The sequence below is a fragment of the Deinococcus multiflagellatus genome (genome assembly GCF_020166415.1).
Lineage (GTDB): Bacteria > Deinococcota > Deinococci > Deinococcales > Deinococcaceae > Deinococcus > Deinococcus multiflagellatus.
The window spans coordinates 56079-66629 of record NZ_JAIQXV010000024.1; the positions used below are offsets into that span (position 1 = coordinate 56079).

Annotated in this window: 10 protein-coding genes and 1 pseudogene; 5 read left to right on the forward strand and 6 right to left on the reverse strand. The window is 66.2% G+C overall.

All coding sequences use genetic code 11. The features are described 5' to 3' along the window. Position 1 precedes the first annotated feature (1 nt). Positions 2 to 2377: a heavy metal translocating P-type ATPase gene (locus K7W41_RS20785; protein ID WP_224612244.1), complete on the reverse strand. Its 2376-nt coding sequence runs from the start codon at positions 2375 to 2377 to the stop codon at positions 2 to 4. A 91-nt stretch (positions 2378 to 2468) separates the two neighbouring features. On the opposite strand from K7W41_RS20785, the gene lnt reads away from it, so the two are divergent. Continuing rightward, on the forward strand, positions 2469 to 3860 hold the full coding sequence (lnt, locus tag K7W41_RS20790; RefSeq protein ID WP_224612245.1) for an apolipoprotein N-acyltransferase: 1392 nt from the start codon (positions 2469 to 2471) through the stop codon (positions 3858 to 3860). A gap of 283 nt (positions 3861 to 4143) precedes the next feature. Beyond that, positions 4144 to 4605: pseudogene (locus K7W41_RS20795) on the forward strand (transposase); the annotation flags it as partial. Positions 4606 to 4615: 10 nt separating this feature from the next. Here K7W41_RS20795 and K7W41_RS20800 read toward each other — a convergent pair. Continuing rightward, positions 4616 to 5701, reverse strand: coding sequence for a flavin-containing monooxygenase (locus K7W41_RS20800; RefSeq protein WP_224612246.1), 1086 nt, complete (start codon positions 5699 to 5701; stop codon positions 4616 to 4618). A gap of 485 nt (positions 5702 to 6186) precedes the next feature. Between K7W41_RS20800 and parS the strand changes: the two genes are divergently transcribed. Next, the gene (gene parS, locus K7W41_RS20805; protein WP_107139238.1) at positions 6187 to 6633 is read left to right on the forward strand and encodes a type II RES/Xre toxin-antitoxin system antitoxin; all 447 of its coding nucleotides are present in this window, start codon (positions 6187 to 6189) and stop codon (positions 6631 to 6633) included. Next, positions 6630 to 7172, forward strand: a complete 543-nt coding sequence (locus K7W41_RS20810; RefSeq protein ID WP_224612247.1) for an RES family NAD+ phosphorylase — start codon at positions 6630 to 6632, stop codon at positions 7170 to 7172. The genes parS and K7W41_RS20810 overlap by 4 nt, the downstream gene beginning before the upstream one ends. Here the strand turns inward: K7W41_RS20810 and K7W41_RS20815 are convergent. From K7W41_RS20815 to K7W41_RS20830, 4 genes are read right to left on the reverse strand one after another with little or no spacing between them, the layout of a single operon-like run. Next, on the reverse strand, positions 7115 to 8308 hold the full coding sequence (locus K7W41_RS20815) for an MFS transporter (protein ID WP_224612248.1): 1194 nt from the start codon (positions 8306 to 8308) through the stop codon (positions 7115 to 7117). The genes K7W41_RS20810 and K7W41_RS20815 overlap by 58 nt on opposite strands. Beyond that, a complete protein-coding gene (locus tag K7W41_RS20820; protein ID WP_224612249.1) occupies positions 8308 to 8859 on the reverse strand; it encodes a DUF6428 family protein in 552 nt (183 codons plus the stop codon). Before K7W41_RS20820 ends, K7W41_RS20815 begins: the two co-directional genes overlap by 1 nt. A gap of 45 nt (positions 8860 to 8904) precedes the next feature. After that, complete coding sequence (locus K7W41_RS20825) at positions 8905 to 9060, reverse strand: hypothetical protein (protein WP_158263839.1); 156 nt, start codon at positions 9058 to 9060, stop codon at positions 8905 to 8907. 5 nt (positions 9061 to 9065) lie between these two features. Beyond that, positions 9066 to 9392 (reverse strand): ArsR/SmtB family transcription factor, encoded by a 327-nt coding sequence (locus tag K7W41_RS20830; RefSeq protein WP_107139234.1) that lies wholly within the window; start codon positions 9390 to 9392, stop codon positions 9066 to 9068. Positions 9393 to 9558: 166 nt separating this feature from the next. Here K7W41_RS20830 and K7W41_RS20835 point away from each other — a divergent pair. Next, a partial coding sequence (locus tag K7W41_RS20835) for a restriction endonuclease (RefSeq protein WP_263489997.1) occupies positions 9559 to 10551 on the forward strand: 993 nt, incomplete at its 3' end.

Consider the following 10551-nt stretch of genomic DNA (forward strand, 5'->3'; position numbering starts at 1 on the left):
TTCAACTGGGGCGGAAGCGCAGCAGGCGCAGGGCGTTGGCGGTGACGAGCACGGTGGCGCCCGTGTCGCTGAGGATGGCGGGCCACAGGCCGGTGATACCGAGCAGCGTGGTCACCAGGAAGATGGCCTTGAGCCCCAGGGCGAAGGTGACGTTCTGGCGGATGTTGCGCATGGTGGCGCGGGACAGCTGAACGAGGTCGCTGACGCCCGTGACGCTGTGCCGCAGCAGGGCGGCGTCGGCCGTTTCCAGCGCGACGTCCGTGCCGCCGCCCATGGCGATCCCGACGTCACTCTGCGCGAGCGCGGGCGCGTCGTTGATGCCGTCGCCCACCATGGCGATCTTGCCGCCCTGCTTGAGGTCGGCGATGCGCCGCAGCTTGTCTTCCGGCATCAGTTCGGCTTCCACATCGAGACCGAGGTCTCCCGCGATGGCGCGCCCGGTGCGGGCGTTGTCGCCGGTCAGCATGACCGAGCGCACCCCCAGGGCATGGAGCTTGGCGATGGCTGCTTTGGCGTCCGTGCGCGGCTCATCGCGGATGGCGAGCAGTCCCAGGGGCACGGGACCGTCCAGCAGCACCACGACCGTCTTCCCCTGCTGTTCAAGCGCTTCAATGCGGCGCTGCACGTCGGGGGCCAGGGGCGCCAGGTCCTGCGCGTAGCGGGGTGAGCCCACGGCCAGGGCGCGGCCACCGACGGTCGCGGTGACGGCCTTGCCGGGAATGGCCCGGGCGTTGTCCGCCGCGGGAATGTTCAGGTCGCCTGCACGGCCGAGGATGGCTTTGGCGAGTGGGTGGGCGCTGCCTGTTTCGACGGCGGCGGCCAATGTCACGACCTCCTGCTCGGCCGCGCCCAGTGGCACGATGTCCGTCACCTGCGGCTTGTTCTCGGTCAGCGTGCCGGTCTTGTCAAACGCGATGGTGTTCACGCTGCCGATGGTTTCCAGGGCGGCCCCGCCCTTGATCAGCAGGCCCTGCCGGGCACCGGCGCTGATGCCGCTGGTCACGGCGGCGGGCACCGAGAGCACCAGGGCGCAGGGGCAGGCGATCAGCAGCAGCGCGACGCCCTTGTAGATCCATTCGTGCCACGGCTGACCGAACAGCAGCGGGGGGAGGACGGCGAACAGCAGCGCGATCAGCATGGCGGCGGGCGTGTACCAGCGGGAAAAGCGGTCAATGAAGCGCGCGGTGGGGGCTTTGGCGGACTCGGCTTCCTCCACGAGGTGAATGATGCGCGCGATGGTGTTGTCACTCGCGCCCCGGTCCACGCGGACGGTCAGGACGCCGTCGGTGTTGATGCTGCCGGCGTATACGGTATCGCCAGCGCCCTTGTGGACGGGTACGCTTTCGCCTGTGACGGGGCTGTCGTCGAGGTTGGAGTGGCCTTCGGTGATGGTGCCGTCGGCGGGGACGCGGCCGCCCGGCGGCACGCGGACCAGCTGACCGACCTGCAACTGCTCGACGGGCACCTCGCGGGTCTGGCCGCCGTCCAGCAGCAGGGCCGTTTTCGGCGCGAGGGCCGCCAGCGCCTGAATGCCGGCCCGGGCGCGGCCCGCCGCGATGTTTTCCAGCAGTTCGCCGACCGCGAACAGGAACACGACCAGCGCGCCCTCGGCGGCTTCGCCGATGGCAATGGCCCCGATGGCGGCCACACTGATCAGGGTGTTGATGGTGAAGGGCTCGCCCAGACGGGTGCTGGCCAGCGCTTTGAGCACCAGCGGCCACACGCCGATCAGGGTGGCGGCCGCGTACGCCCAGAAGGCGAGGGACGGCGCGACCAGGCTGAACAGCAGCGCGAGGGCCAGCAGGCCCCCGGTCAGCAGGACGTTGCGGCCCTTGGCGGTTCGGTACCAGGGCAGCTCCACCCGCGCGGGACGAGGCGCGGAAGCGGTGCCTGGGGGAACGGGCGCGTCCGATTGCAATTCGGGGGGGTAGCCGATGGCGCGCAGGGCCTGCTCCAGCTGCGCGCGGGGGGTGCGCGATTCATCCAGGGTTAAGCTGAGCACCTGCGTGGTGAAGTTGACCTTGGCCTCGCCCACGCCGGGAAGTCGGGAGACGACCCCTTGCACCTTGCCCGCGCAGTCCGCGCAGTCCATGTTGTTCACGAAGTAGCGCAGGGTCAGGCCGGCAGAGGTGGCCGGCGCAGGCTCCAGCGTGGGGGGATAGCCCAGGGCGCGGAGGGTGCGTTCCAGTGTCTCGCGGGGCAGTTGCGCCTCGTCGAGGCGCAGGCTCAGCGTCTGCGTGGTGAAGTTGACCTTGGGGTCACCCACGCCGGGCAGGCGGCTGAGGGCGCTCTGCACCGTGCGGGCGCAGTCGGCACAGTCCATGCGCGCCACGAAGTAGCGCAGCGGCGTGCCGGAAATGGGGGGCGTACCGGTCATGGCTTACGATATCTGTGTGGATGTACAGATATCAAGTGCAGGGAGACGCGGTGGGTTCAGCTGGAAGCGCCGACCGTGGCCCCTGGGGGCGTTGGGGCGCGTTCTGTTCTCCGCGCTGCTGGGCAGCCTGCTGGCCCTGACGGCTGTGCCCCACCCCTGGAGTGCGGCGACCCCCCTGCCCCTCGCCGCGCTGCTGCTGTGGGTCTGCACACCCGCTCGGCCCACAGCCGCCGCTGCGCGGCTGTTCTGGAGCATGACCACCTTTTTTGGCCTGCACCTGCTGTTCTTGCCCCTCAGCTTCGCCGCGCTGTTCGGCGCGGTGGGCGCCCTCCTGTTCCTGCCGCTGTTCGCCCTGGAAGGGGGTTTCTATGCGCTGCTCGCCCTCATGGTGACTGCGCTGCTCCCCACGCTTCCCGGGCGGCTGTGGGGCCTGGCGTTCGGGTGGGTGCTCCTGGAATGGCTGCGCCACCTGGGCCCGTTCGCCTTTCCCTGGGGCACCCTCGGCTACACGCTCCTGCCCACCCCGCTGATTCAGGTCGCCGACCTGGGCGGCGTGCTGCTCGCCAGCCTCCTCGTCACCAGCCTGGCGGCGGCCCTCGCCCGCCTCACGGCGGGGGGCGTGCGGCCCCTCGCGCTGACGCTGCCCATCTGGGCCCTGGCGCTGCTGTACGGCCTGACCCGGCCTGAGGTCACGCCGCCCACCCACCGCGCCCTCCTGGTGCAGGGCAACCTCAATCCGCTCGACAAAGTGCAGGGCACAGCCGAACCGCTGCCCCTCTATACCCGCCTCAGCGCAGGGGCCTCCTCGGACGTGGTGATCTGGCCCGAAACGGCGGTCACGGCGCTGGACGTGCCGCGCCTCCCGGCCCACCCCCTCCTGATTGGCGTCTCCCGCCCCGGACAGAACCGGATGGAAGCGTGGGACACCACGCTCACTGGCGCCTACGACAAGCACCAGCGCGTTCCCTTTGCCGAGTACCTCCCGCTGCGTGAGCCGCTCGCCCCGCTCTACCACCAGGTGTTTCGCGCGCTCGGCTTGCCCGACCTCACCGGCCTCCAGAAGGGACAGCTTGACCGGCCGCTGGGTTTGCGTGGGGTCACGTACGGCGCGTACGTGTGTTACGAGAGCGTCTTTCCCTCCGTCGCCCGTCACCTGGTCCGGGGCGGCGCCGACGTGCTCGTGAACGCCTCCAACGACGGCTGGTTCAATGCGGGAACCGGCGTGGAACAACACTTCGCGATGGGCCGGGTCCGCGCCATTGAAACGCGGCGTTACCTGCTGCGCGCAGGCAACATTGGCGTGACGGCCGTGATTGACCCCAGGGGGCGGGTGACGCAGGCGCTCCCGCCCCGCCGTGCGGGCGCCCTCTCCGCGCGCTTCGCCCTGCAGCGGGGCACCACGGGGTACGTCCGGTGGGGCGACTGGCCCGTGGCCGTCGCGGCACTCGGGCTTCTCGTCCTTGGGCGCAAGAACAACCGGTAGGGCTGTGGCGGGGAGAACCTCCACTCTATCCTCAGCCTCAAACCGATGAGAAGACCGAAGGAAAGCCCAGAAGGTCCCTAAAGCGCCCGGCACCCTTCCGTGTTCAGCGGCGCAGGACTTGAATCCCGGTGTCCACATGGAAGCGAAAGGCCTTGAGGTGTTCTCGCGCGCGCAGATGGAGAGGAGAGAGCAAAGCGAATGACCTCCTTGTGAAGTTCATCTTCGACGCTGGACTTGTCCTGATCGGGTGAAAATCACGTGTGGGGGTCAGGCAAGCTAGGGCATGTTGTCCCCTACTGGACCTGTCGCGGTGCCCGAGGACACGGCCCGCATTGCCCGCGCCGCTTTCCCCAAAGGCAACCTGTACCTCACCCTACGAGACGAGTTTGGCACCCTCTACGCAGCAGAGGACTTCGCCACGCTCTTTTCGGGGCGTGGCCGCCCAGCCCTTCCCCCCTGGCGTCTGGCGCTCATTACGGTTGTTCAATTTCTAGAGAATTTGACGGACAGGCAGGCGGCGGAACAGGTACGGGCGCGCATAGATCTCAAGTACCTCTTGGGTCTGGAACTGGATGATCCAGGGTTTCACTTCAGCGTGCTGAGCGAGTTCCGTACCCGATTGATTGCAGGCAATGCGGAGCAGGTGTTGTTGGATAGGGTACTGACCCGCTTTCGAGAAAAGGGGCTGTTGAAACTGCGGGGACGGCAGCGCACCGATTCCACCCACGTGTTGTCGTCTGTCCGCTGGCGGTATCTCAGGGTGTTCTGCGCGGCCCTGGTGATGACAGGTGGTGGTCAATCAGCCGCTCGGCGTCCTGCCCAACCCCGCCCAGCAGAGCGGAATTCCGCGTGCGTTGCCAGGGAAGGCCCACGAAGAAGACGCCTGGAACGCGGGTGACACCGCCGTCGTGCATGGGCTGGCCCTGGTCAGTGAGCACGTCCACTGCCAGCCAGCGGTAGTTCGGGCGGAAGCCGGTGGCCCAGAGTACGCTCTCGGTTTCCAGGCGCCCTCCGTCCTGGGTGATGAGCGCCCGGCCGGCCGTGCCCACGATCCGCGGCGCGAGCCGGAGCTGCCTGGTCCGGCTTAGGTGCCTGAGGTTCGTGCCAATCACAGGGTCCCGGCGCTGCAAGGCGCGGCCGAGGGGTGAAGCGGCCTTGACCTCCAGCAGGCCCAGGGCGCTGAGCCAATCAAAGATGTCGCGCCCGAGCAGGCGCTGGGGCAGGGCGGGCTGAGGGCGGCCCTGCGCGACCGTGACCGTGTGGGTGCGGCTGAGTTCCTGGGCAATTTGGGCGCCGGAGTTGCCGGAACCCACCACCACCACGCGGCCGGGGGGCAGGTCGGTGGGCCGCCGGTACGCGCTGCTGTGCAACTGGACCACGTCGGGTGCGAGGGTGCGGGCGAAGGCAGGCGTGTGCGGCGTCTGGAAGGGGCCAGTGGCCACCACGACCGCGCGGGCCGTCCAGTGGCCCTGCGGCGTGTCAGCGGTGAATCCGGTGGGTGTGGCCTGGAGGTGCAGGACGGGGGACGCGTGCGCGACTGGAAGCTCAAACGCCTGGACGTAAGCGTGCAGGTAGTCGGCCACCTCGTCCTTGGTGGGGTAGTGCTCAGGGTCGCCGGGGAAGGGCAACCCCGGCAGGGCGCTGCGTTTGGCCGGGGTGAACAGCACGAGGGAGTCGTAGCGCGCGCGCCAGCTGTCGCCGGTGCGGGCGTTGGCATCGAGGATGCAGAAAGTCCGCCCGGCGCGCTGGAGGTGGTAGCCGGCCGCGAGGCCCGCCTGGCCCCCACCAATCACGAGGACGTCGAGGGGTGCGGCAGACTGGTCATCAGGAGGCACACGCATACCGTCATTATGTATGAATATGTGTTCAGATGTAAAACTGAGATAGACCCAGCATGAGGGAAGTGATGCAGGCCATAGACCTGCGCTGCCCCCGAGGCGCGGAAGGCCATGCCAGCGGCTGGCTCAGGCCACCTGTTCCAACTGGTCTGCGCACGCCAGATCAACCTATTACATTTCCGCATTCTCAAAATGCTCTTCTGAAGTCACTGGTGGTCTTGCCAGTCGAGCGGCCCCTGGACCGCTCGCCAGCGGTGCCGGTCACCTGACCTGGCGTCAGGGTTCGGGGGCTCTGGAAGCCCACGAACAGGCCGCGAGCCCACAGTGCCCCGCCAGGGTTGGCACTGTCACCACGTCCCTGTTCTGGTCACACGGATCTGGTTCGCTTCCCGGCAGGTCAATCTCCGTCTGGTACGGGGGTTTGCTCGCAGGGGAGACCAGCGCCGCCTGGAGCGGCTTGCGCTCTCCTCGCCCTGAAGGCTGACAACATGACCCAGACGTTTACGCCCACCCGCACCCCCCCTGTCCTGCCCGGAACCGCACTGCTCGGGCTGAAGGCCACCACCCTCCTGGATCTTGGTGAAGCGGTGCATGCTGGCTTGAGTCCAGCCACTGTCGAGCGGCTGGGCACGCACCTCGGGTTGAGCCTGGCCGAGACCCTGTCACTGCTGAAACTGAGCAGCAGTACGTACCACCGCTACCGGCGCACCGGCCGCGCACTCAGCGCGGACGTCAGCACGCACCTGTACCACCTGGCCCGGGTGACGGAAGCTGCGGAGCGGTACTTCGAGCACAAGGACGCCGCCCACGTCTGGTTGCAGACGCCGCGCGCCACCTTTGGCCACCGCACCCCCCTTCAGTTTGCCCTTCCGCCCGAAGGCGCCGAGTACGTGACGACCGTGCTGAGCAGGCTTGAGCACGGCGTCTACACGTGACCCTGACCCTCCACCGCGTCAGTAAACTGCAGTACGCCACCCAACCCCTCCTCACCGACCATGGCTTCGGCGCCGCAAAGTTTGGCGGTCGCTGGAACAGTGCCGATCCCGCGCTCGAGTTTGACCGCCGCATCATCTACGCCAGTGACACCCTGGGGCAAGCCCTGCTGGAGGTGATTGTTCAAGTGGGCAGCGGCGCGCTGCACCGGGTGCCCCACGGGCATGTCACGCTCGCGGTGGATCCAGATGCCATCGCCGAATTGCCCGCCTCGGCGCTGCCTCCCAACTGGAACGACCCTCCCCTGAGCCCAGCCACCCAAATCATTGGAGACGAGTGGTATGACCTGGGCAGTTCACCCGTCCTGCGCGTCCCGTCTGTGATTCTGCCGCTGACGGTGTATGGCCCTGGACAGGCCAATTACCTGATCAATGCGGGTCATCCCAATATCCGCACGGCGGTTCAACTGGTGATTCTGTCGTTTTATTCCAAGAGGCCAAGTTCGGCGGCTCCAAGTTGTGTGCCGGTCTTTGCGGCATAGCTGCTGACGAACCAGGCGGCGATGCCTCCCAGGCCACCCAACAGCATCAAGGACAGGCCATAGCCTGAGGTCCAGGTGAACAACCCACCCATCACCAGTGGCGTGAGGGCCTGCGCCAGATTGACAGGCCGGGCCAGCCAGCCATTGACTGCTCCATACACGGCTGCCGGATACCCACGGACCAACAACTCTGACCGGGCCAGCGTCAGGGCCCCACTGGCCAGCCCGAACAGCACCACGCCTGTGACCTTCACCCCACTGTGCACACTCAGCAGCAGCCATGTCCCGAAGGCCAACCCGCCCAGCAGCCCCACGGTCAGCGGCGCCGGTCCCACCCATTTCACACAGGGAACGAACAGCACCCGTCCGGGCAGGGCGCTGAGGCCCAGCAGTCCGGTCAGTGCGGCGGCCTCTCCCGGGCTGTATCCCGATGCTAACAACAGCGGCGCGAGTTGCAGTCCCACGCCCACCGTGACCATCCGGGCCAGCGTCAGCCCGGCGGCCAACTGCAGGGCGGCGGGGTCAGGCGTGAACGACGCATGGCTTCGCATCCTCCTGGCCTGGCCATGCTCTGGGATCACCCGCCACACCAGCGCCGCCATGACCAGCAGCAGGCCAGCCAATCCCAGCAGGGTGACCCGAAGCCCAGCCCCGTGCAACAACACCGTCGTGAGCGGCACGAAGATGGTGCTGGCCAGTCCAGCGATCAAGGTGACCGTGAGGGTGGCCCGGGTCCGGAGGGCCTCTGAGACCTGTTGCCCCAAGACGGTGAATACGGCCTCGTAGAAGGTCAGGGTCATGGCGAGACCAGCGAGCAGCCACCCCAACAGGAACAGCACGTAGCTGTCCGTCAGGCTCAACAGGAGAAAAGCCACGGTGCCACTCAGGGCACCGCCACTCAACAACAGCCGTCCACCCTGCCGGTCCAGAACACGGCCAAACCAGGGTGCCAGGACGGCACTCACGAGGAGCGCCGCCGTAAACGCGAAGCCGGTCTGCACCCGGGTCCAGCCGTAAGCCTGTTCCGTGGCGACGGCGAGCAGCGGCTGAGCGTAATACAGGGCGCCGTAGCTCACCGTGCACAAAAGAGCCAGCGTCCACACGACGGGACGCGTGGACGCTGGCGAGGCCATCATCAGCCCAGCGAAATGGGGGCCTGAGGGGCGCAGCAGCCAGAGTCCGGTGCGCAGCCATCGGACGTCGCCTCGGCCGGTGTGCCGCAGCTGTCGCCCGCCTTGCACTGCACGCCAGGGGTCCGCAGGTGCACCGTGATCTGTTCAGACGCGATATCAACGTGCGTCACGTGGTACTGCATCGCGGGGGTCGTGGCATTCCCGTACTCGAAGCGCACCTCGGCTTCATCACGCACGGGAATGTGCTTGACCACGCGGTCGTAGATCGCCAGGAACTTCCGGTTGGTCATGAACCCAGCCTTCGCTTCCTCCGCAGAGCCATCCATCAGCTGAATGACCGTCTCGCGCCAGGCGTTGGCTTTCCCGCCGCAGTCCATCGCTTCGATGGTCACGGCTTTGACTTCCGTGACGTGGTATCCAGCGGGCACCAGGACTTCGCCGTGGAGATGGAATTGCAGCGGCCGCTGGGGCAAGGTTCTCAGGGCTGTCATCAGCTCCTGAGTCGTGGTGAGGTCGCTCAGGCCGGGAATCGGGGCAGTCAGGGTCTGGGTCATCGCAGGGCTCCTTATAGACGTTCTTCGATGAGTAAAGGTAAAAAATTAGCAGGTGGCGCAGGAGGGAGCAGCAGGGGCAGTGACGTTCAATGGCCAGGGCCACTTGAAGGTGAACGGCCGGGCCAGGTGAGCGCAGCGCTGCTGCCGGGCGACCCAGAGCAGGTGCTGATGATGCTCACGGGCGAGGATCTCCAGGGTCATGGGATTCATACGGCCTCCTTTTGCTGCTGCGGCACGGCTGCCAGCAATCCATCCAGAGCGGTGCGGGCGATCAGCATGCCTTTGGCGCTGAGCGTGTAGTACGTCCATTTCCCGCGTTTCTCGGTTTCGACCAGACCAGCCTCAACCAGCAACTTCATGTGATGGCTGGTGGTGGGCTGGGTCAGGCCGAGCATCTGCTGGACGTCGCAGGTACACACGCCCTGCCCGGTGGAGCAGCAGCCGGCATCCACGGTGGCGAGGAAGTGAAGGGCCCTGAGGCGGTGTACGTCCCCCAACGCCTTGAATACCACCGCTGTTCCATCGAAGTCCATGGATGTAATGTACAGAACGCATAGAGGATTGTCAATGGGAGCAAGCATGATTGAGCTGCTCTCGCCCTTGCTTGCCCGACATTGGAGGCGAATAGCAACGGTTCGTGTGCTCGAATGACCCATGGCCCGCGCCACTCGAACGCTCAACCCTCTACACTTTGAAGACTTGGAGCCACACCGTTTTGAAGATCTGGTGCGCCAACTCGCTTATGATTTCCGGTCATGGGCCAGTATTGAGGCAACTGGCCGGGGCGGCGCAGATGACGGCATCGACATTCGGGCGTTCGAGCAGGGCCGCACGCCCCTGCCTGAGGAATCCGATGACGATGACCCGCCCCTTGTGAGTCCTGGGCGCCAGTGGATCATTCAGTGCAAGCGCGAGAAGCGCATTGGCCCCACGCAGGTCCGGCGCTACGTGGAGGAGAGCGTGCAGGGCCCGGATATGCCCTACGGCTTCATCCTCGCGGCCGCCTGTGACTTCAGCAAGAAAGCCTATGACGCCTTCCGCCTGGCCCTGATCGGGACAGGCGTGCAGGAGTTCCAGCTGTGGGGCAAGGCCGAGCTGGAAGACATGCTCTTCCAGCCCAAGAATGACCATCTGCTGTTCGCGTATTTTGGGATCAGCTTGCAAACACGCAAACGCACCAAGCAGAGTGAGTTGAAGTCCATGCTGGCACTGCGAAAACGGGTGGGTCGCGTGATCGGAGGGCCAACCAAACGCGTCAGAACAGAGGTGCTCCTGCGGATCGCTGATGATGATCGTTACCCTGACATTGCCGCTGTTCCAGACTTTGACGTCAATCCCCCTTGGGCCATTCATCAGGTGCAGTGTCTGAACATGCGTGACAACCTGGTCCTTGAACTGCGGCGTCACTTCGCCTATCTCGATTCAGAATCAGGTGAGTGGGACGCTCTTGATCACTCCTGGCCGACAAGGTCACATCGCACCCTGTATGGTCAGGACCGAACCTTCGACCCAACCTACGCCGCCTACCATGCCGCTTGGCAGCAGCGAGTTCCACAAGAGAATCAGGCGGAACTCGTGATCCTGACCATTCTTCCACTCAGTCGGGTGCTGGGCGTCGATGAAGAGGGAGATCTTGGGCACCCTCTGCCCATCTTGTATGTGGACGCCACGTCATCAGGGACGTTGCTTGAT